Source organism: Martinezella tropici (assembly GCF_003287875.1).
GTDB lineage: Bacteria > Pseudomonadota > Alphaproteobacteria > Rhizobiales > Rhizobiaceae > Rhizobium > Rhizobium tropici_C.
Map to the genome: position 1 here is coordinate 290,322 of NZ_QMKK01000025.1, position 22,417 is coordinate 312,738.

Annotated in this window: 16 protein-coding genes; 4 read left to right on the plus strand and 12 right to left on the minus strand. The window is 62.3% G+C overall.

Features of this window, described 5'->3' with window-relative positions; translation table 11 throughout:
* Positions 1–189 precede the first annotated feature (189 nt).
* The 4 genes from DQ393_RS09470 to DQ393_RS09485 all read right to left on the minus strand — a co-directional run bounded on the left by DQ393_RS09470 (position 190) and on the right by DQ393_RS09485 (position 9,194).
* Positions 190–3,297: an efflux RND transporter permease subunit gene (locus tag DQ393_RS09470; RefSeq protein WP_112341481.1), complete on the minus strand. Its 3,108-nt coding sequence runs from the start codon at positions 3,295–3,297 to the stop codon at positions 190–192.
* Entirely contained in the window at positions 3,294–6,413 is a 3,120-nt protein-coding gene (locus DQ393_RS09475; RefSeq protein WP_112341482.1) for an efflux RND transporter permease subunit, read from the minus strand. The genes DQ393_RS09470 and DQ393_RS09475 overlap by 4 nt, the downstream gene beginning before the upstream one ends.
* Positions 6,410–7,873, minus strand: a complete 1,464-nt coding sequence (locus tag DQ393_RS09480) for an efflux RND transporter periplasmic adaptor subunit (RefSeq protein WP_112341483.1) — start codon at positions 7,871–7,873, stop codon at positions 6,410–6,412. Before DQ393_RS09480 ends, DQ393_RS09475 begins: the two co-directional genes overlap by 4 nt.
* Positions 7,874–8,084: 211 nt before the next feature.
* Positions 8,085–9,194, minus strand: a complete 1,110-nt coding sequence (locus DQ393_RS09485; RefSeq protein WP_112341484.1) for an RHE_PE00001 family protein — start codon at positions 9,192–9,194, stop codon at positions 8,085–8,087.
* A gap of 173 nt (positions 9,195–9,367) precedes the next feature.
* On the opposite strand from DQ393_RS09485, the gene DQ393_RS09490 reads away from it, so the two are divergent.
* Together DQ393_RS09490 and cueR are read left to right on the plus strand one after the other, a co-directional pair.
* Positions 9,368–11,872: a heavy metal translocating P-type ATPase gene (locus DQ393_RS09490; protein ID WP_112341728.1), complete on the plus strand. Its 2,505-nt coding sequence runs from the start codon at positions 9,368–9,370 to the stop codon at positions 11,870–11,872.
* A 10-nt stretch (positions 11,873–11,882) separates the two neighbouring features.
* The gene (gene cueR, locus DQ393_RS09495; RefSeq protein WP_112341485.1) at positions 11,883–12,269 is read left to right on the plus strand and encodes a Cu(I)-responsive transcriptional regulator; all 387 of its coding nucleotides are present in this window, start codon (positions 11,883–11,885) and stop codon (positions 12,267–12,269) included.
* A 256-nt stretch (positions 12,270–12,525) separates the two neighbouring features.
* Here the strand turns inward: cueR and DQ393_RS09500 are convergent, their stop codons facing one another.
* The gene (locus DQ393_RS09500) at positions 12,526–13,716 is read right to left on the minus strand and encodes an acetyl-CoA C-acyltransferase (RefSeq protein WP_112341486.1); all 1,191 of its coding nucleotides are present in this window, start codon (positions 13,714–13,716) and stop codon (positions 12,526–12,528) included.
* Positions 13,717–13,888: 172 nt separating this feature from the next.
* Here DQ393_RS09500 and DQ393_RS09505 point away from each other — a divergent pair, with 172 nt between their 5' ends.
* Positions 13,889–14,116 (plus strand): type II toxin-antitoxin system VapB family antitoxin, encoded by a 228-nt coding sequence (locus DQ393_RS09505; RefSeq protein WP_112341487.1) that lies wholly within the window; start codon positions 13,889–13,891, stop codon positions 14,114–14,116.
* Entirely contained in the window at positions 14,116–14,511 is a 396-nt protein-coding gene (locus tag DQ393_RS09510; RefSeq protein ID WP_112341488.1) for a type II toxin-antitoxin system VapC family toxin, read from the plus strand. Before DQ393_RS09505 ends, DQ393_RS09510 begins: the two co-directional genes overlap by 1 nt.
* 23 nt (positions 14,512–14,534) lie before the next feature.
* On the opposite strand, the gene DQ393_RS09515 is transcribed toward DQ393_RS09510, so the two are convergent.
* The 7 genes from DQ393_RS09515 to hutI form a co-directional block, all read right to left on the minus strand.
* The gene (locus tag DQ393_RS09515; RefSeq protein WP_112341489.1) at positions 14,535–14,840 is read right to left on the minus strand and encodes a hypothetical protein; all 306 of its coding nucleotides are present in this window, start codon (positions 14,838–14,840) and stop codon (positions 14,535–14,537) included.
* Between the two features lie 104 nt (positions 14,841–14,944).
* Positions 14,945–16,384: an MFS transporter gene (locus DQ393_RS09520; protein ID WP_112341490.1), complete on the minus strand. Its 1,440-nt coding sequence runs from the start codon at positions 16,382–16,384 to the stop codon at positions 14,945–14,947.
* A gap of 192 nt (positions 16,385–16,576) precedes the next feature.
* Positions 16,577–17,239, minus strand: coding sequence for a sulfite oxidase-like oxidoreductase (locus DQ393_RS09525; RefSeq protein ID WP_112341491.1), 663 nt, complete (start codon positions 17,237–17,239; stop codon positions 16,577–16,579).
* 80 nt (positions 17,240–17,319) lie between these two features.
* Positions 17,320–17,883: a HutD/Ves family protein gene (locus DQ393_RS09530; protein WP_112341492.1), complete on the minus strand. Its 564-nt coding sequence runs from the start codon at positions 17,881–17,883 to the stop codon at positions 17,320–17,322.
* Position 17,884: 1 nt separating this feature from the next.
* A complete protein-coding gene (gene hutU / locus DQ393_RS09535) occupies positions 17,885–19,570 on the minus strand; it encodes a urocanate hydratase (RefSeq protein ID WP_112341493.1) in 1,686 nt (561 codons plus the stop codon).
* A 1-nt stretch (position 19,571) separates the two neighbouring features.
* Positions 19,572–21,107 (minus strand): histidine ammonia-lyase, encoded by a 1,536-nt coding sequence (hutH, locus tag DQ393_RS09540; RefSeq protein ID WP_112341494.1) that lies wholly within the window; start codon positions 21,105–21,107, stop codon positions 19,572–19,574.
* The gene (hutI, locus tag DQ393_RS09545) at positions 21,104–22,372 is read right to left on the minus strand and encodes an imidazolonepropionase (RefSeq protein ID WP_112341495.1); all 1,269 of its coding nucleotides are present in this window, start codon (positions 22,370–22,372) and stop codon (positions 21,104–21,106) included. The genes hutH and hutI overlap by 4 nt, the downstream gene beginning before the upstream one ends.
* Positions 22,373–22,417 lie beyond the last annotated feature (45 nt).

The following is a 22,417-nucleotide window of genomic DNA, read 5'->3' on the forward strand; positions in this document are numbered from 1 at the left end:
CCGTCGGCAATGCGGGAGCCCTTTTATTTTGATAGCACGTACTCCGAAAGAGTTTCCTGCTGTGCGTGAGGAGCGTGGGCACCATAGATCCTTCTCTCTCGGAGAGAATGGGCAAGAACTATATGTCTGGCCTCAAAGCCCTACACGGGCATCCTCTATCTCCACCAATGATCAGTGAAACAGCGCCCGTCAGTTCGACGAAGCCGGAACCGCCGCCGCAGTCTGCGGCTTCGGAGACCATCTCGCATGCAGCTTGGCAAGCATCAGGTAGATGATCGGCGTGGTATAGAGCGTCAGCACCTGCGACACGACAAGACCGCCGACGATGGTGATGCCGAGCGGCCGGCGCAGCTCCGAGCCTGGGCCGGTGGCGATGATCAGCGGGATCGCGCCCATCAGCGCCGCCAGCGTCGTCATCAGGATCGGCCGGAAACGCTTGAGGCACGCCTGATAGATGGCCTCCTCCGAAGACAGGCCGAGCGTTCGCTCGCCCTGCAGGGCGAAATCCACCATCATGATGCCGTTCTTCTTGACGATGCCGATCAGGAGGATGATGCCGATGAAGGCGATCAGCGTCAGCTCCGTACCGCTGACGGCGAGCGCCAGCAGCGCACCGAGACCGGCCGACGGCAACGTCGAGATGATCGTCAGCGGATGCGCCAGGCTCTCATAGAGGATACCGAGGACGATATAGACCGTCAGCAAAGCTGCCAGCAGCAAGAGCGGCTGGCTGCCGGACGATTGTGTGACGCTCGCGGCATCGCCGGCAAAATCCGCATGCAGCGTATCGGGCAGATGCATGTCGAGCACGGCTTTCTGTATGGCATCGTTGGCCACCTGCAGCGGGATATTGAGCGCCAGATTGTAGGAGATCGTCACGGCAGGATACTGTCCCTGGTGGTTGACCACCAGCGGCGCGAGCGTTCGATCGATCGATGCGACGGCGCTCAGCGGTACTTGCGTGCCGCCGGAGGCCGGCACATAGAGCTTAGAAATATCATGTGGGTCGAGCGCATAATTCGGATCCGCTTCCAGCACGACGCGATACTGGTTGCGCTGCGTGTAGATTGTCGAGATCTGCCGCTGCGCGAAAGCGTTGTTCAGCGCGGCATCGATGGACTGGATGTTGACGCCGAGCTGCGAGGCCATGCTGCGGTCGATATTGACGGTCGCCTGCAAGCCGTTGGGCTGCCTGTCGGTCGCGACATCGGTCAGTTCGTGAAGGGCCTGGAGGCGCTGCAACACCTTGGGTGCCCATTCGACCAGCTCGTCATAATTCGCGCCCCAGACGGTGAATTGATACTGCGATTGCGACTGGCGCGCCCCGGCGCGGATATCGCCGGGCGAAAACAGGAAGGTGCTGAGGCCTGGAACGGCCATCAACTGCTTACGGAGCCGGTCTATGACGTCGGCCGTTGGCGCACGCTCCGATTCCGGCTTCAGCGAGATAAAGAGCTGCCCGCGATTGATGGAGCTGGAGAAGCCTCCACCACCCACGGAGGAGCCAATACCGGAAACGGCGGGGTCCTTCGAGGCGATATCGGCGGCCTGCTGCTGCAGCTTCACCATGGCCGGATAGGAAATATCGGTCGCCGCCTGCGTTCCGCCCTGGATGAAACCGTTATCGTCCTGCGGAATAAAGCCCTTGGGAACCTTGACGTAGAGATAGCCCGACATGACCACGCAGGCGATGATGACAAGTACGGAAAGAACTCGATGGTGCAGCACGGCCTTCAGCGTGCGGCCGTAAAATCCGATAATCGCAGCCAACGTGCCCTCGACGAGGCGGCCGAACGGACCGGGCCGTGCATCGATATCATGCGGACGCAGGCGATGGCCGCAGATCATCGGCGTCAGCGTCAGCGATACCAACGTCGAAACGACGATCGTAAAGCCGAGCGTCAGCGAAAAGGTCTGAAAGAAGCGGCCGACGATGCCGCCCATGAAGAACAGCGGTATGAAGGCGGCAAGCAGCGATAGGCTGATCGAGATGACAGTGAAGCCGATCTGCTTGGCGCCCTCGAGCGCCGCCCGCATGGGCTTCATGCCGGTTTCCAGATTGGCATAGATGTTCTCGATCATGACGATGGCGTCGTCGACGACGAAGCCGACGGAGACGGCGAGCGCCATGAGGGAGAGATTGTCGATCGACAGCCCGAAGAGCCACATCGCGGCAAAGGTCCCGGCAAGCGACAGCGGCACGGTGACGCCGGCGGCAAAGGTCGGCGTGGCGCGCCGCAGGAAGATAAAGACCACGGCCATGACAAGGCAGATCGTGGCAAGCAGCGTCCATTGCATGTCGTTGACGCTGGCATGGATCGTCGTGGTGCGGTCGGAAAGAATGGAGACGTTCACCCCGGCGGGGATGAGCCGCTGCAGCTCGGGGATCAGTTGCTTGACGCCATCGACAGTGGCGATGACATTCGCATCCGCCTGCTTGGTGATGTTGAGCAGCACGGCCGGCTTGCCATCATACCAGGCATCGGAGCGACTGTTGCGCACGCCCGGCTCGACTGTGGCGATATCGGAGAGACGAACGGCTGTGCCGTCGCCGCTCTGCACGATGATCCTTCCATAGGCTTCCGGCGTGCGCAGCTGGCTGTTCATGGCAACGGAAAACGCGCCGCCTGCTCCATCGATGGAGCCGAAGGGACCGAGCACATTGGCGTTGACGATTGCCGTGCGCACGGCATCGAGCGATAGGCCCATGGCCGCGAGCCTGTCGGGATCCAGGCGAACACGTATCGCCGGCTGATCGGCACCGCTCACCGTTACACCGCCGACGCCATCCACCTGCGAGATGCGCTGCACCACCACGGTATCCGCCGCATCATAGATGGCGCTCGGAGAGACGTTGTCTGAAGTCAGCGCCAGAATAAGAACGGGGGCCGCAGCCGGATTGATCTTGCGGAAGGACGGCAAGGTCGGCAGATCGCCCGGCAGGTCGGTCGCCGCCGCGTTCAGCGCCGCCTGCACGTCTTGGGCGGCGCCATCAACGCTGCGCGAGAGGTCGAATTGGGCAATGATGGTGCTCGATCCGAGCGAGCTCACCGATGTCAGCTGCGTCACGCCGGCGATCGTGCCGAGATGGCGCTCAAGCGGGGCTGCAACGCTCGCCGCCATGCTGGCGGGATCGGCGCCGGGACGGCTGGCGGAGACGACGATGGTGGGAAGGTCGACGGTCGGCAGGCTTGCGACGGGCAAAAAGCGATAGGCAACGATGCCGAGGATCACCAACCCGATCGCCAGAAGCGTCGTCCCGACCGGGCGTTTGACGAACGGCTCGGAGATATTCATGTCTCGTCACCCGCCAATTCGTTCATTTCGGTGCTTGGCATGCCGCTGGTGCGGCCGACGATCCGGGCGCGCAGGCGCTCGAAAGCCAGATAGATCACCGGCGTCGTATAAAGCGTCAGGAGCTGCGAAAGCACGAGCCCGCCGATGATGGTGATCCCGAGCGGAATGCGCAGCTCGGCACCCGTGCCCTGCGCCAGCGCCAGCGGCAGGGCGCCGAAGAGCGCTGCCAGCGTCGTCATCATGATCGGCCGGAAACGCAGGATCGAGGCCTTGAGGATGGCCTCGCGCGGCTCGAGACCTTCCTTGCGCTCCGCTTCCAGCGCAAAGTCGATCATCATGATCGCGTTCTTCTTGACGATGCCCATCAGGAGCACGATGCCGATCAGCGCGATGATCGACAGATCCTGCCCGAACAGCATCAGCGCCAGTAGGGCGCCGACACCGGCCGAAGGCAGCGTCGAAAGGATCGTAACGGGATGAACGGCACTCTCATAGAGCAGGCCGAGCACGATGTAGATCGTCACGACCGCCGCCAGGATCAGCCAGGGCTCGCCGGCGAGTGACGAGGCGAATTCCTCGGCATCGCCGGAATATTTGCGCTGAATATTGTCGGGCATGCCGATATTCAGCTCCGCCGCCTTGATCTCGGCGACGGCATCGCTGAGCGACGCACTCTTGGCGAGATCGAAGCTGAGCGTCACGGCCGGAAACTGCTCATCATGGCTGATGACCAGCGGCGCTGTCGTGAAGCTCGCCGTCGTGAAGGCGTTGAGCGGCACCTGCGTGTCGCTGGCGCCGGCGACATATAGCTTGTCGAGCGATTTCGGATCCGACTGGTATTCTGGTGCAGCCTCCAGAATGACGCGATACTGATTGGCCTGGCCGTAGATCGTCGCGATCTGACGCTGACCGAAGGCATCATTCAAAGTATCGCCGACGGCCTGCATCGAAACGCCGAGCCGCGAGGCGGTCTCACGGTCGACATCGACGAAGATGCGGCCGCCGCCCATTTCGACTTCGGAGGCGACATCGATGAGCTTCGGGCTTTGCTGCAGACGCTGCGCCAGCTTTGCGGCCCAACCGACCACAGTCGCCGTATCCGTCGCCGTCAACGTGTACTGATAGGGCGCGCGGCTCGCCCGGGTGCTGATCGAGATGTCACGCACGCTCTGGAAGGTGACATGGATGCCCGGCATGCCGGCGACCTCTTCGCGCATGCGGTCGATAATCTGATCGGCGGAAGCGTCACGCTGGTTCCTCGGCTTCAGCACAAGGCTGAGATTGCCCGTGTTCAGTGTCAGATTGCTGGCGCTGGTGCCGATGACGGAGACGACGCCACTGACATCGGGATCCTTGCGCAGCCGGCCGGCGACATCGGCCTGTATCTGCTTCATCGTTTCGAAAGACGTGGTTGGCTCGGCCTCGATGACGGCGGTGATCAACCCCGTATCCTGAGCCGGCAGAAAACCCTTGGGGATGACGACATAGAGCGCGATCGTCGCGGCCAGCGTCACGACCGTGATCATGAGCATCAGGGCGCTGCGATCCACCGTCCAGACGAGGCTGCGGCGATAGCCTTCGATCAGCCACTCCGTAAAGCGATCGGCGCCGGCCAGGAAACCGCCCTGCCGCTCCTTGGGTTTGCGCAGGATACGCGCGCACATCATCGGGGTCAGCGTCAGCGAAACGACGGCCGACACGACGACGGCAATGGTCAGAGTCAGCGCGAATTCGCGGAACATGCGACCGACGATCCCGGTCATGAACAGCAGCGGGATAAAAACAGCAACCAGCGAGACGGTCAGCGAAATGATGGTGAAACCGATCTCGCCGGCGCCCTTCAGCGCCGCCTGCATCGGGTTTTCACCTTCTTCTATGTGGCGAGCGATGTTCTCGATCATCACGATGGCGTCGTCGACGACGAAGCCGGTGCCGATCGTCAGCGCCATCAGCGAGAGATTGTCGAGGCTGAAGCCGGCAAACCACATGACGCCGAAAGTGGCAATCAGCGACAGCGGCAGCGCGACGCCTGCAATGAAGGTCGCAGTCATCGTTCGTAAGAACAGCAGAACCACCAAGATGACGAGGCCGATACTGATGACCAGCGTCCATTGTACATCATGGATCGAAGCCCGGATGGTCTCGGTGCGGTCATTGACGATATCGAGCGAAATGCCGGCCGGCATCGCCTGCTTCAGCTTCGGAAGCTGCTTCAGCACGTTCTCGACCGTCTGGATGACATTGGCGCCCGGCTGGCGCATGATGTCGAGAATGACCGCGGGCTGTCCCTGATACCAGGCACCGACGCGGTTGTTTTCCAGTCCTTCGACGACGGTTGCCACGTCCTTCAACTGCACGGGCGCGCTGTTGCGATAGGCGACGATGACCGATTTGTAGACGTTCGGATCGACGATCTGGTCGTTGGCGGCAAGCGTGAAACTCTGCTGCGTGCCGTCGAGCGCACCCTTGGCGCCGGCGACGCTGGCATTGGTGATGGCGGTACGGATATCTTCAAGGGCCAGGCCATAGGAAGCGAGACGCGGCAGGTCCACCTGGATGCGGATGGCAGGCTTGACGCCGCCCTGGATGTTGACGTCGCCGACGCCTGAGACTTCGCTCAGGCGCTGCGCCATCATCGTATCGGCGAAATCGCTGAGCTCACGGATCGAATAGCTGTTGGAGCGTAGCGCCAGCGTCACGATCGGCGTATCCGCCGGGTTCACTTTCGAATAGGTCGGCGGATAGGGAAGCGTACGCGGCAAGGTCGAGCCGGCGGCATTGATCGCCGCCTGCACATCCTGCGCGGCGCCATCGATATCCCGGCCGAGATCGAATTGCAGCGTGATCTGGCTGATGCCGAAGGCACTCGACGAAGTCATGGAGGCGAGCGACGGGATCTGGCCGAGCGGCCGCTCCAGGGGCGCGGTCACCAGCGCCGCCATCGTATCGGGATCGGCGCCTGGAAGCTGCGTCGTCACCTGGATCGTCGGAAAATCGACTTGCGGCAGCGGCGCGACTGGCAGGAAGAGAAAGCCGAGAATGCCGCCCAGCAGCACGGCTACCCCGAGGAGCGAGGTGGCAATGGGCCTGGAGATGAAGAGCGACGAAACGTTCATTGTTGCTGCGTCGGCGCGGCGGATGAATTGTTGGATACGGAGTTGCCACCCGTATCCGCGCCCTGCCCCTCACTCGCGGCAGGCTGACCGTCCTGACCGCGATGGCCACCTTGGCCGTTGTGCCGACGGTGCGGCCGCTCGCCGCCATTGCCGTTGTCCTGGCTCGTCTGCGGATCGTTCTCCGCAACGGGCTGTCCCTGATCCTTCGATGCAGGGGCATTTGGCGCCACTTCATCCGGATTGGCCGAAATCTGAACTTTCGACCCGTCCTGCAGCCGCGCGAAACCCGTGGTCACCACCTTGTCGCCGGGGGATACGCCCTCGGCGATGACGGCCTGCGTGTCGTCCTGCTGGCGTACCTTCACCGGCTTCATGGCAACGGTCTGGTCCTGGCTGACGATATAGACGAAGGTGCCGTTCGGCCCGCGCTGCACGGCGCCGCTTGGAATGACAGTGACGCCCTTCAGCGTCTCCACTAGCAGGCGGGCATTGACGAAAGCGCCCGGCCACAGCGCCAGCTTCTCGTTGGGGAAATTCGCCTTCAGCTTGACCGTGCCCGTGGTCGGGTCGACCTGGTTGTCGACCACCGCCAGCGTGCCATTGTCGACCACCGTCTGGCCATCGCTTCCCATGGCCTGCACAGCAAGCGTTCCGGCCGCGCTTGCCGCATTGATGCGGGCTAGCTGCTGCTGCGGAATGGAAAACAGTACGGAGATCGGCCGGATCTGCGACAGCGTCACGATGCCGGTCGCATCCGACGAGCTGACGAGGTTGCCGACATCGACGTTGCGGATGCCTGTGCGCCCGTCGATGGGCGCCTTGATCGTCGTATAGTCCAGCGTTGCCTGCGCGCTTTCGATGGCTGCCACATCGACCTGGACCTGTGCCGTATACTGCGCCACCAGCGAGGTCTGGGTGTCGACCTGCTGCTGCGTGCCAGACGCGCTCTTCACCATCAGCTGAAAGCGGGCGAGATCGCGTTGAGCGCCGGCAAGCAGCGCTTCGTCCTGTGCCTTCTTGGCAACCGCCTGATCACGCTGGGCCTTGTAGACTCCATCGTCGATGCGGGCGATGACATCGCCCTTCTTGATATCCTGGCCTTCCACGAAATCAATTTCGACGATCTTGCCGCTGACCTGCGCCCGCACGGTGACGGTGTTCAACGCCTTTACCGAACCCACGCCATCGATATAGACGGGCACATCGGCGGTCTTAGCGTCGGCGGCCAGCACCGGAACAGGGCCGCTGAACTGTGAAAGGCTACGCCGCCCTCCGCCACCGCCTTGACTTCGTCCGCCGCCCCGGCGTTCGCCTTGCGCCTGCTCGGCTGGCGCTGCGGCATTCTGATAGCCGAGCAGCTTCTCCGCCGGGCCAAGCCAGCGATCGCGGGTCGCATAGGCGCCGTATCCAACCGCGCCGATGATCGCCAACCATACCGCGACCCGAAATGTCCGAGCCATCAACACACCTTCCTTCAAAACCTTCGGCGATCTGCGATCGCCGATAAGATGGCGCGACTCTAGCTTGCATCGAGCCGCTTAGGAATTTGGTATGGCCATTAAATTTTGTCCATTTTAGCGCGACTTAGCGTAACAAACTGTTACATTAGACAAAAACCAGGGTTGTAGTTGCAAGGACGAGATATGCCCACGTGTTGGCCGGTTGAACCGGTCAAAGCACGCCCCAGCCGCGATAACGCCCGCGACCTGTCATCTCGCGCAAGCCGAGTTCGGCCACCAGATTGAGCGCGCCTCTCGAGGTAACACCGACATGCCGTGCGATCATCTTCGCCGAAACAATCGGTCGCGACAGCACGATATCGATGACCTCCGGCAGGCTGCTGTTCGAGCGCCGGTCCTTGAGCCTCAATTCCATCTGCAGCTTGGCGAGCGACAGACGGTCGAGCTCCTTCAGGCCCGATTCGGCCGAAAGCGCCATGGCCTCCAGAAAGGCCGTCAGGCGCGTGATGCGGTCCGACGCGCGCCGCCGATCGTGCCGGACCGCTTTCAGGCCGACATTCAGGCAGAAGAGATGTGAGGTGATCTTGCCGCGGCTGCGCAGATAGGCACTCGCCAGCAAGCCGCCAAGCCAGTGCTGCCGGCGCAGCGGTTCGATCCGCTCCCAGGCGTCGAAAAGCACGGCAGCACCAAGAACCGGCGGCAGCCGATCCGCATCGCGAAGGGTGGCGCGCCAGTGCTCCAGTCGCTCGTCTTCATCCCAATCCTCGTCGCGAACGAGCGCAAGCGGATCATGGACATCGACCGTCGCCGGCCGGGCTTCCGGGACACCGCCATTTAGGACCTTGTCAGATCGGGCGAGAATGGCGTCGATCTCGGCAAAATCGACGCCGAAATCGTCATCCTCATCCTCCGACACCTCGGGCTCCGATGCTTCGGCAAGTGTCGGACGCACCACGATCGCCTCGTCGGCCTCCCCCGCGTCACCACGCAGGACCGCAAGGCCGGTCGCCTCAAGTCCCCAGGAAGGATCGGCGGTCCAAAGACGGCGTCTCGTCCGCAGCACGGCGTGAGCGATGGTCAATTCATGGGTCGGCGTGCGTGTATCCATGCGCGCATCGTGCAGGACCAGATCCTCCACATGCACCAGCTCACCGCTAACCCAGAGGGCACCCGCGGCATCGAAAAAATGCCCGCGCTCGCGAAAACCGTCCGCCACGGCATGCCGCAGAACGCGCTCGTCCAGACGCGCCAGCATGTCTTCCGCCTTGATGATGGCGGGCAGAAGTGTCGGAATCGGGAGCGTGGTCAAATCATATCGCATTGGAATCGCTTTATTGAATCGGCCTTACGGAACTTATCACCGCCCTGTGTGATGCGATAGGAAAGGAGTTCTGTGAACTGTGGACGACAATCACTATTTTTCATCTTGACCTTCCAGTAACAGGAAGGTTCATAAACCTATCCAACGTCCGATTCCGGGCAATGGAGTTTGATATGACATTGCATGACGAACATGATCACAGCCATCACGGCCATGGTCATCACCATCATCACGATCACCCGCAAGAGGCGGTGACACGCGATCCCGTCTGCGGCATGACGGTCGATCCGAACGCTGGCAAACCATCGCTGGACTATCAAGGCCGCACCTTCCATTTCTGCTGCAATGGCTGCCGCGCGAAGTTCGAGGCTGCGCCGGAAAGCTATCTCACCGCCAACGATCCCGTCTGCGGCATGACGGTCGACCGCGCCACGGCGCCCCATTTCCTGAAGCACGAGGGCGAGAAATTCTATTTCTGCTCGGCCGGCTGCAGGACAAAGTTCGAGGCGGATCCATCGGCCTACCTCAACGGCAACAAGCCTGCACCGAAGCCGGTACCGAAGGGCACGCTCTATACCTGCCCGATGCACCCCGAAGTCGTCAGCGACCATCCCGGCGATTGCCCGAAATGCGGCATGGCCCTGGAGCCCATGGGCGTGCCCTCGGTCGATGAAGGCCCGAACCCGGAATTGATCGATTTCACGCGCCGTCTCTGGATCAGTGCCGCGCTGTCGCTGCCGCTGCTCATCATCAGCATGGGTCCGATGATCGGCCTACCCATCCGTGATTGGATCGGAGAACCGATCGCCACATGGTTCGAACTCGTGCTTGCGACGCCGGTCGTGCTGTGGGCGGCCCTGCCCTTCTTCCGCCGTGCCTGGAACTCGCTCGTCAACAGAAGCCCGAATATGTGGACGCTAATCGGCCTCGGCGTCGGCACCGCCTATGTTTATAGCGTCATCGCCACGCTTGCCCCCGGCCTGTTTCCGATGAGCTTCCGCGGGCATAGCGAGAGCGTGCCCGTCTATTTCGAGGCAGCTTCCGTCATCGTTGCGCTGGTCTTCGTCGGTCAGGTGCTGGAACTAAAGGCCCGCGAACGCACCGGCTCGGCCATCCGCGCGCTTCTCGACCTCGCGCCGAAAACGGCGAGGCGCATCGGCGCCGACGGCAGCGAAACCGATGTGCCCGTCGACGAAATCCAGGCCGGCGACCGGCTGCGTGTGCGCCCCGGCGAGCGCATCCCCGTGGACGGCTCCGTCATCGAGGGCCAATCCACCGTCGATGAATCGATGATCACAGGCGAGCCCCTGCCGGTCGAAAAGGCTAAGGGTGATGCTTTGACCGGCGGGACGATCAACAGGAACGGCACGCTCATCATGCAGGCCGAGAAGGTCGGCGCCGAGACGACGCTGTCACGCATCGTCGAGCTCGTTGCCAAGGCGCAGCGCTCGCGCGCACCGATCCAGACGATGGTCGACCGCGTCTCCGCCGTCTTCGTGCCAGCCGTCGTCGCGGCCGCTATCATCGCCTTCGCCGTATGGGCCTTTGTCGGGCCGGAGCCGCGGCTGGCGCATGCGCTGCTTGCCGCCGTCGCCGTGCTGATCATCGCCTGCCCCTGCGCGCTAGGCCTGGCAACGCCGATGTCCATCATGATCGCCACCGGGCGCGGCGCCCATGAGGGCGTGCTGGTGCGCGATGCCGAGGCGCTGGAACGCTTTGCGAAAGTGGACACATTGATCGTCGACAAGACCGGCACGCTGACCGAGGGCAAGCCGAACCTGACCGACATCGTCACCGCGCCAGGTACCGATGAAGCCAGCCTCCTCTCGCTCGCCGCCAGCCTGGAGCGCGGCTCCGAGCACCCGCTGGCGGAGGCGATCGTTGCCGGCGCCGAGGCGCGGGGAGCGCATTTCGTCGACATTTCCGGCTTCTCGGCAGTGACCGGCAAGGGCGTCGAGGGCCGCACCGGCGAAACCGCGATCGCGCTCGGCAATGCCGCGATGATGACCGATCTTGGCGTTTCGGCTAACTCCCTGAAGGCCGAGACCGAACGCCTGCGCGGCGAAGGCAAGACCGTGATGTTCGTCGCCATCGACAGGAAGCTGGCCGGCCTTGTCGCTGTCGCCGATCGGATCAAGCCGACCACGGCCGCCGCGATCAAGGCGCTGCATGAGAGTGGCTTGAAGATCGTCATGGCGACGGGCGATAACGGCAAGACCGCCGCCGCCGTCGCGAAGCAGCTTGGCATCGACGAGGTGCGCGCCGACATGCTGCCGGAAGGCAAGAAGGCGCTGATCGACGAACTGCGGGCCAAGGGCAGCATCGTTGCCATGGCCGGCGACGGCGTCAATGATGCTCCGGCACTTGCATCAGCCGATGTCGGCATCGCCATGGGCACCGGCGCCGACGTCGCCATGGAAAGCGCCGGCATTACGCTGGTGAAGGGCGATCTCAACGGCATCGTGCGGGCGCGCCATCTGTCGGAGGCGACCATCCGTAACATCAAGCAGAACCTTGCCTTCGCCTTCGGTTACAACGCGCTCGGCGTGCCGCTGGCAGCCGGCGTGCTCTACCCGGTCTTCGGCCTGCTTCTGTCGCCGATGATCGCGGCAGCCGCCATGAGCCTGTCCTCGGTCTCAGTCATCGGCAATGCGCTGAGGCTGCGGCTGGCGAAATAGGAGAACAAAAATGAATATCGGCGAAGCATCGGGCCGCTCCGGCCTGCCGGCCAAGACCATCCGCTACTACGAGGATATCGGCCTTATCCGCCCCGACCGCGGCGACAATGGCTACCGCGATTATGGCGCCGATGACGTGCACAAGCTGCGCTTCCTGCACCGCTCGCGCAGCCTCGGCTTCTCGGTGGAGGAGTGCCGGCAGCTGCTGGCGCTCTACGAGGACAAGAGCCGCGCCAGCGCCGACGTCAAGGACATCGCCACCGCAAAACTCATCGAGATCGACCGCAAGATCCGGGAACTGACGGAGCTACGCCGCACGCTGGAACATCTCGTCCACGCCTGCCACGGCAATGAGCGGCCGGACTGCCCGATTTTGGAAGAGTTGTCGGAGGAGTGAGGATGCCGCCTCGGCAGGTCAATCGAATGGCTTGATGTCGGAATGATGTGCCTGGCCCCTCACCCCAGCCCTCTCCCCGCAAGCGGGGCGAGGGAGCTCTTAAAGCACCCTGCGCGGCTCGACCCAAATGAGGAGGCTGGCTGTTTGCACGGTCGTCGCTTCTCCCCGCATCAGCGGGGAGAAGGTTGGGATGAGGGGCCATGCCCACGGCGGCGGCATCAATAGGCATGCCTGACCAGTCTCCATATCACTCCAGTCAGCCAACGCGCTCTACCGCAATCGCCGTCGCCTCGCCGCCGCCGATGCAGAGCGCCGCGATGCCTTTTCTCGCACCCTGACGCTCCAGCGCATGCAGCAGCGTCACGATCAACCGTGCCCCGGTGGCACCGATCGGATGGCCGAGGGCGCAGGCGCCACCATTGATATTGAGCCGATCGCGCGCAATGCCGAGCTCTTTCGCGGCCGCCATGGCGACGACGGCGAAGGCCTCGTTGATCTCGAAAAGATCGACATCGCCGATCTTCCACCCGGTCTTGTCGAGCACCTTGCGGATCGCCGGGATCGGCGCGGTGGTATACCAGGCCGGCTCCTGGGAGTGCGTGGCATGCGCCTTGATTTCGGCGAGGATGGGCAATCCCTCACGCTCGGCGAGCGAGCGGCGCGTCAGGATCAGGGCGGCAGCGCCATCGGCGTTGGCCGACGCACTGGCAGCGGTAATCGTGCCATCCTTGCGGAAGGCGGGCTTGAGCGTCGGGATCTTTTCAGGTGAAACCTTCTGCGGATGCTCATCCTTGGCGACTGTTACCGGACCGCCTTTCGCCATCACTGACACCGGGGTGATTTCGGCTTCGAAAGCGCCGGTTTCGAGCGCCTTGCGAGCGCGAGACAGGGTCTCCACTGCATAGGCATCCTGATCGTCGCGGCTGAACTGATAGGCCTCGACCGCCATCTCGCCGAAATCGCCCATCGAGCGGCCTTTCTCATAGGCGTCCTCGAGCCCGTCGAGCATCATATGGTCGAAGATGCGGTCATGGCCCATGCGATAGCCGCCGCGGGCCTTGGCGAGCAGATAGGGCGCATTCGACATGGATTCCATGCCGCCGGCAACCGCGATGGAGGCCGAACCGGCGAGAAGCAGGTCATGCGCGAGCATGGTCGCCTTCATGCCGGAGCCGCATACCTTGTTGACGGTGGTGGCACCGACGGCATCCGGCAAGCCAGCCCCGCGAGCAGCCTGGCGAGCGGGTGCCTGTCCCTGCCCTGCGGGCAGGACGCAGCCGAAGAGAACCTCATCCACCCTTTCTGCCGAAAGACCGGCACGCTCCAAAGCCGCGCGAATGACATGCGCGCCGAGTTCCGGCGCCTGCAATGACGAGAGTTCGCCCTGGAAACGACCAAGCGGCGTGCGCGTGGCGGAAACGATAACGACGGGATCGATAGCGGGCATGACATCTCCTCACGGTCAGCAAACGGTATCTTCAGTTGTCATTGCTAGCACGTTAGATGATGTCCGTCATCTAAATATCGCAAGAGGAGGAGCGCAAAGTGATCCGCAAGACGCGATTGCCCTGGAGACTGATACACCCTAAGGATATCCAGAAAACTGAGAAGGATATTCCATGCCGCTTTACATCAAGGACGATGCCATCGATAGGCTGGCACGGCGCTACCAGGCGCTGACCAAGGCTTCCACCAAGACCGAGGCAGTGCGGCTCGCGCTGCAGAAGGCGCTGGATGAAGAGCTGACCAAGCCGGCCTTGGCCGATGTCGCCGTCGCCTTCTGCCGCAATCTCAAGCAGAAAGCCACTGGCAAAGGTGCAAGTGCCGGCACCGCGGGAGAGGCCTGATGTTTATCGACGCGACGGTACTGTCGGCGATGATGACCGACGAAGAGGAGGCGCGTGCCTTTGCCATCCGCATGCAGCCGGCAACGGCGCGAATGACCTCGCCGCTTTCCGCAGCGAATGCCGCTATCCTGGTCTCAGATATTTTGGGATTGTCGCCGACCGAGGCCGGCGAAGCTGTCCGCACATTTCTGCAGCTCATGAACATTCAGTTGCTTGCGGTGCCGCCCCGCGCCGCCGCCTTGGCGACGGAAGCTTATCAGCGTTATGGCCAAGGCGACCATCGGGCGCGCCTCAGCCTTGACGATTGCATGACCTATGCCTGCGCCCGCTATTATCGCCAGCCGCTATTGTCGAAAAGCGACCGATTCAGCCAAACGGATATCGAGCTGGCCTAAGGCCAGCGCGAGCCATCACGCCATTACGGGCAAAGAGAAGCGGAGCCTGCACTATAGGTGCTCGAACGAGCGCCGACGGAGTTCGGGGCAGCGGCGCATTGCAGGCGGGAAATGGAGTCGCCGGCGCGGATCGGGCCGGTTACCGACGGGTCGGTGTTGATGGTGCCGTCCGGGAGAATTGCGTCCTTGGAATGGTCGACATTGCCGACATCCGCCTGGAACGCCTCGACATTGACGCGCTTGGGATGATGCTTATGAGCTTGTTCCGCCATGGCGGCGCTGGACATGCCGAGGACGAGAGCGGAGATGGCGAGGGTTCTGAGCAGCATAAGACTGCCTCCTATGGGAGTTGAAGCAACATTGATATGGGAACGGACGAGCCATTTTTACAGCGGCTTGCGTCTCAATATCGTTAAGAATTCTAAGGTTTTGATCAGGTCTTCACTTTATGGCGGGACACCTCTGCGCCGGCATCGTGCGGCAGGCTGATAAAGCGCAATGCGGAGATGGCACCGATAAGCCCAACGACAAGGAAAGCCCAGCGAAAATCGACAAGCGAGAGCGTTTCCCCACCATGAATCATGCGCGAGAGATTAAGAACGGCGGCAGCGACGGCAACGCCGAGCAGCAGCGAAACCTGCTGCAGCATGCTCGACAATGTCGAGGCCGAACTGCGCTGCGCGGCATGGATATCGGCAAAGCCAAGCGTATTCAGCGCCGTGAAGTTCATAGACCGCGAAAGGCCGGCGATGAATAGCAGGCAATATATCAGTGGGTCCGGCGTCGCCGGCGACAGGAACGCACAGCCGCCGATGCTGGCCGACGAGATCAGGCCATTGACGACGAGCACATTGCGGAAGCCAAAGACTCTCAACGTCTGCGTGGTGATCGCCTTCATGCCGAGATTGCCGGCAAAGTAGAACAGCAGATAGGTGCCGGCATCGATCGCCGTGCGCCCGAACCCGACCTGGAAGAGCAAGGGAATTAGAAAGGGCGTGGCGTTGATCGCGACCCGGCTCGCCGTACCGGCCGAAAGCGTGGACATGGCGAAGGTCTGCACCTTGAAGGCGGAGAGATCGAGCAGGGGCGCATCGACCGTCATGAAATGCCGGGTGGCGATGACGGAGAAGACCACGCCCACGGCAATGAGCCCGATGCTGGGTGCCAAGCCCGCGGTTCCCTGGACCACGAATTCCAGACCGGCGAGCAGGAAGGTCAACCCCGCCGCCGATTGCAGGAAACCGATGAAATCGAGCCGCGCAGCCTTTTCCTCCCGTTGATCCGGCACAAAGCGCAGGACGAGACCGAGCCCGATGATGCCGATCGGGATATTGATCAGGAAGTTCCAGTGCCAGCTGAGATAGGTGGTGATGAAGCTGCCGAGCACCGGACCGATGACGGGAGCCGTCAGCGCCGGCCAGGTGATCATCGAGATGGCATGCACCAGATCGGACTTGCGCGCGTTTTTCAGGACGATGATGCGTCCCACGGGCGTCATCAGCGCGCTGCCGACGCCCTGTATGGCGCGGGCAGTGATGAACTCGGTCAGACGGCCCGAAAGACCGCAGAACAGTGATGCCACGGTGAAGATGATGATCGATGCCAGGAATACACGCCGCGCGCCATAGCGATCGCCGGCCCAGCCGGCCAGCGGGACGAAGGCCGCCATGGTTAGCAGATAGACCGTGATGCCGATGCTCATCGACACCGGCTCGACGCCGAAGGTCATCGCCATCTGCGGCAGCGACGTGGTGACGATGGTGCCATCCAGGATTTGCATGAAGAAGGAGACGGCGACCACCAAGGCGATGATACGGGACTGCCGGCCGAAGCTTGCTTCGGAAGGTTCTTCTGTGGTCCGGGCAACGGTCATGGGATGAAATTTCGGAGATTGGCGTTCAAGGAGGCCGTGCATTACCGGCAGCAATCATATGATCATTGAATACGCCCATCATGGTGGCTTGCAAAGTCACAAATCCAAGCTGTTGCCATTAAAAATTGACAGGGTGACATAGAACCGCGGTTCGAGAGAGCCAATCCAAAGACATCCCACCCGCAAGATTCATCAATCGTCCGAATAGCGCTGCTCGCGCCAGGGATCGCCATACATGTGATAGCCGTTCTTCTCCCAGAAACCGGCCCTGTCCGCACCGATGAACTCAATACGGTTCAGCCACTTGGCGCTCTTCCAGAAGTAAAGATGCGGCACGACGAGGCGCATTGGGCCGCCATGCTCGCCGGTCAACGGCTGGCCCTCCCAAGCGGTGGCCAGAATCGCATCTTCGGCAGCGAAATCCGCAAGCGGCAAGTTTGTGGTGTAGCCGTCATAGCTCGTCAGCAGCACATGCTGCGTCTCCGCTGTCGGCATGGCAAGATCGAGGAGATCGCGCGTCGAAACCCCTTCCCAGCGATTGTCATAGCGCGACCAGGTCGTCACGCAGTGAATATCGCTGACGCGGGTGCTTTGCTCGATCGCCCGGAAAGCGGCCCAATCGAGGCTGAGTCGATTTTCCACGAAGCCGATCACATCGAGCCGCCAACTCGGCAAAGAAATCTGCGGCTGCACGCCGAGATCGAGCACCGGCCAGTTCTTGACAAGATGCTGCCCGGGCGGCAGCCGCTCTGTTTCGGGCCGGCTGACGCGCCCCGTCAGAAACTTGCCTTCCGCCGCCCAGCGGCGCTTGGAAGTCGTAAGCTTGCTATCGGCGGGGATCTGGTCGTCGCTCATGCCGGTATCCTCTTTCTAGTAGATAGAAATAGGATGACCGAGCTGGGCAGGTGTCAAGTCAAGGAACAGCAGATAGCTGGCTATATTGCCGCAATGGCGATATGGAATAGCTGCGCCTTGCCCGAGATCGAGTGCCGCCCGGCGCTGTCGTCGGAAATCAAAAGGCAATCGCCCGCATCAAGCGCCATGCCATCGATTTCGGCATTGCCGCGATGGCAAAGAACAAGAATGGTCCCGTCCCCGAAAGCGACTTCGCTAGGTCCATCGACCAAAACGCGCCGCACGGAATGCGTAAAACGGCCCCGCCGCGTCATGACATTGAGATCGGTAATCGTCCCGTCGATCAATGTCGCCGAAGTCGGCGCGTCGGCAGCGAAGGCCAGCGGCTCGCTTGCCTGTGTGAGGCGTTTGGGTGAGCGCCCCTCGATGAAAAGGGTCATGCCCTCACCATTGAGAATGGATAGCGTACGATCGATGCCGGGAAAGACCGAGAACGGCCCGTCCGTGGCAACGGTCGCCATGCTGACGCGCCAGTCGAAGTCGGCAAGCCCGGCGCCCTCAGGCGAAACGGCGATCTCCACCGTTTCCCCGCCGCCGTTTTTCCAAGGCATGCGCTTATGGTCACTGGCGCGCAGCAGCTTCATCTCAGTTCCCCAGGATGGCCGGCAGGCGCAGGCCCTGCTTCTTGGCCCAGTCGAGGGCGATGTCGTAGCCGGCATCGGCATGGCGCATGACGCCAGTCGCCGGGTCGTTCCAGAGAACGCGCTCCAGGCGCTTGGCCGCATCATCCGTGCCGTCGGCGCAGATGACCATGCCGGAGTGCTGGGAAAAGCCCATGCCGACGCCGCCGCCGTGATGCAGCGATACCCAGGTGGCGCCCGATGCTGTGTTGAGCAGGGCATTCAAGAGCGGCCAGTCGGACACGGCATCCGAGCCGTCCTTCATGGCTTCCGTTTCGCGGTTCGGCGAAGCGACCGAGCCGGAGTCGAGATGATCGCGGCCGATGACGACGGGCGCTTTCAGCTCGCCGTTCCTGACCATTTCGTTGAAGGCAAGTCCGAGGCGGTGGCGATCGCCGAGACCGACCCAGCAAATGCGCGCCGGCAGGCCCTGGAAGGCGATGCGCTCGCGTGCCATGTCGAGCCAGTTGTGCAGGTGCTTGTTGTCGGGCAGCAGCTCCTTCACCTTGGCGTCGGTCTTGTAGATATCTTCCGGATCGCCCGAGAGGGCAGCCCAGCGGAACGGACCGATACCGCGGCAGAAGAGCGGGCGGATATAGGCCGGCACGAAGCCCGGGAAAGCGAAGGCGTTTTCGAAACCCTCTTCCTTGGCAACCTGGCGGATATTGTTGCCATAGTCGAGCGTCGGCACGCCGGCATCCCAGAAGGCGACCATGGCTTCGACATGCACCTTCATGGAGGTACGGGCGGCGGCTTCGACGGCCTTCGGATCGCTCTCGCGCTTGGCCCGGTGTTCGGCCACCGTCCAGCCGATCGGCAGATAGCCGTTCAGCGGGTCGTGGGCGGAGGTCTGGTCGGTGACGATATCCGGACGCAGTCCGCCGGCCTTCATGCGCTTTACGAGTTCCGGGAAGATTTCTGCAGCGTTGCCGAGCAGGCCGACGGACTTGGCTTCGCCAGCCTTCGTCCACTTGTCGATCAAAGCAAGCGCTTCATCGAGCGTCTTTGCTTTCTCGTCGACATAACGGGTGCGCAGGCGGAAATCGATGCGGGTTTCGTCGCTTTCGACGGCGAGGCAGCAGGCGCCGGCCATGACAGCCGCCAGCGGCTGTGCGCCGCCCATGCCGCCGAGACCGCCGGTCAGGATCCACTTGCCCTTGAGGTTGCCGTTGTAGTGCTGTCGACCGGCTTCGACGAAGGTCTCGTAGGTGCCCTGCACGATACCCTGCGTGCCGATGTAGATCCACGAGCCGGCCGTCATCTGGCCGTACATGGCAAGACCCTTCTTATCCAGCTCATTGAAGTGATCCCAGGTTGCCCAATGCGGCACGAGGTTGGAGTTGGCGATCAGCACGCGCGGCGCATCCTTGTGGGTGCGGAACACGGCGACCGGCTTGCCGGACTGCACAAGCAGCGTCTCGTCTTCGTTGAGCGTCTTCAGCGTCGCGGCGATACGGTCGAAATCATCCCAGGTGCGGGCGGCGCGACCAATGCCGCCATAAACGACCAGCTCGTTCGGGTTCTCGGCAACGTCCGGGTCGAGGTTGTTCATCAGCATGCGCAGCGGCGCTTCAGTCAGCCAGCTCTTGGCATTGAGCTCCGGACCACGAGGCGCGCGGATCTCGCGGATATTATGGCGTGGGTTGGTCATGTCACATCTCCAAGGAGGGCAGGATGTTGGTTGAAATCGAGGCATTGAGCGCGCCGGAGCCGATAAGCTCGCTGGCGGCTTTCAGGTCGTTCGCCATGTAGCGGTCCTCTTCCAGCGACGGCACGGCGGCGCGGATCGAAGCAATGGCAAGGGTCAGTTCCGGGCTGGTCGTCAGCGGCGCGCGCAGCTCGACGCCCTGGGCAGCCGTCAGCGCCTCAATGCCGATGATACCGAAGAGGTTTTCGGTCATTTGCAGCAGGCGGCGGGCGCCATGGCAGGCCATAGAAACATGGTCTTCCTGGTTGGCCGAGGTCGGCGTCGAATCGACAGAGGCCGGGTGCGACATCTGCTTGTTTTCCGACATCAGCGCAGCCGAGGTCACTTCGGCAATCATTAGGCCGGAGTTCAGGCCGGGCTTCTTGGCGAGGAAGGCCGGCAGGCCGTAGCTGAGCGCAGGATCGACGAGCAGCGCGATGCGGCGCTGGGCGATTGCGCCGATTTCGCAGACAGCGATGGCAATCTGGTCGGCGGCGAAAGCGACAGGCTCGGCATGGAAATTGCCGCCGGAAACGACGGAATTATCCGAAAGTACCAGCGGATTGTCGGTGACGGCATTGGCCTCGATTTCAAGGGTACGGCCGACGGAGCGCAGAAGGTCGAGGCAGGCGCCATCCACCTGCGGCTGGCAACGAATGCAATAAGGGTCCTGCACGCGCTCGTCGCCTTCGATATGGCTTTCGCGGATCACGGAACCGGCCAATAGGCCGCGAAGGGCGGCGGCGGTATCGATCTGACCCTTATGGCCGCGCAGAGTATGAATATCGGGATGGAACGGGGCGGAGGAACCCATCGCCGCATCCGTCGACATCGCGCCGGTAATGAGCGCGGCCTGGGCGGCACGATGAGCACGGAAGAGGCCCGCAAGCGCAAGACCGGTCGAGACCTGCGTGCCGTTGATCAGCGCCAGCCCTTCCTTTGCAGCGAGCACGACCGGCTTCAAACCAGCCTTTTCGAGCGCTGCCGCGCCGGAAAGCCGCTCGCCGGCATAGAAGGCCTCGCCGTGCCCCATCATGACCGCAGTCATATGCGCCAGCGGCGCAAGATCGCCCGAAGCGCCGACCGAACCCTTTTCGGGAATGACGGGCACGACGCCCCCTTCGAGCATGCCTTCGATCAGCCGCACCAGCTCCAGCCGCACGCCGGACGCGCCGCGTCCGAGCGAAACCAGCTTCAGCGACATGATGAGGCGAACGACATTCTCAGGCAGCGGCTGGCCGACGCCGCAGCAATGCGAGAGAATGAGATTGCGCTGCAGCGTTGCGACATCCGCACTGTCGATCTTGATCGATGCGAGTTTGCCGAAGCCGGTGTTGATGCCGTAAACCGGCGCATTGCCGGCAGCGATTTCGGCAATACGGGCGGCCGCCTTGGCGATGCCGGCATCGAAGGACGCATCGAGCTTAGCCGGCTCACCGCTCCAATAGATCGTCGCCAGCTGCTGCAGCGAGACGGAACCCGGATGGAGAACGACAGTCATCGGTTGAACCTCTTTCCCTTGAAAACATGTGCATGGAGGGGATTGAAGCCGATGCGGTAGACAAGCTCCGCCAGGCTTTCGACATCCCAAATGGCAAAATCGGCCGACTTGCCGGCTTCGAGCGTCCCCGTCTCGGAGAGCAGCCCAAGGGCGCGAGCGCCTTCGCGCGTCGCGCCGGCAATGCATTCTTCGACCGTCAGGCGGAAAAGGGTGGCCGCCATGTTCATGGTCAGCAGCAGCGAGGTCAGCGGTGAGGTACCGGGATTGGAGTCCGTGGCAATGGCGATCGAGACGCCTGCATCACGCAGGGCCTGAACCGGCGGCTTCTGCTTCTCGTTGATGGCATAGAAGGCGCCTGGCAGCAGCACGGCAACCGTGCCAGCCGCAGCCATCGCCTTGACGCCGTCCTCATCGAGATATTCGACGTGATCGGCTGATAAAGCACCATAGGAAGCGGCAAGCTTGGCACCGCCGAGATTGGAAAGTTGTTCGGCATGCAGCTTCACCGGAATACCGAGCGACTTGGCAAGATCGAAGACGCGGGCGATTTCGGCCGTCGAAAAGGCAATGCCCTCGCAGAAGCCGTCGACGGCATCGACAAGGCCTTCGGCCTGGGCTTGCTTCAAACCGGGCAGCACGACATCATCGATATAATCGCCGTTACGCCCCTTGTATTCAGCCGGGGTCGCGTGCGCACCGAGATAAGAAGTCACGACGCGAACCGGGCGGACTGTCTCCAGCTTGCGCGCGGCCCGCAGCATCTTCAATTCGGATTCAATATTGAGGCCGTAGCCCGATTTCACCTCGATTGTCGTTACGCCTTCGGACAACAGCGTATCGAGACGCGGCAAGGCGACGGCGACAAGCTCATCCACCGACAGTGCCCGCGTTGCGTTGACGGAGGAAACGATGCCGCCGCCGGCACGCGCGATCTCTTCGTAGCTCGCGCCTTCCAGCCGCATCTCGAATTCGCGGGCGCGGTTGCCGCCATAGACGATATGTGTGTGGCAATCGACGAGGCCAGGGGTCACCCAGCGCCCTTCGAGATCGACGATTTCTGCACCTGACGTATCGGGCAGATCGGCTTCGCTGCCGGCAAAGACGATGCGGCCGCCCTTGGTCAGGATCGCGCCTTTCTCGATCGTGCCGAGCCGGGCCTCACCCTCTTTCAAGGTTGCAAGGCGAGCATTGCGCCAGACGCGGCTTGCCCCGCAGTTTTCCTTGCCATCGTTGGGGCCGTCTTCGGAAAAATTGTTCCCACCCATCAGCTTTACGCCTTTCCTCGTTGGCTCATAATGTATATACATAAT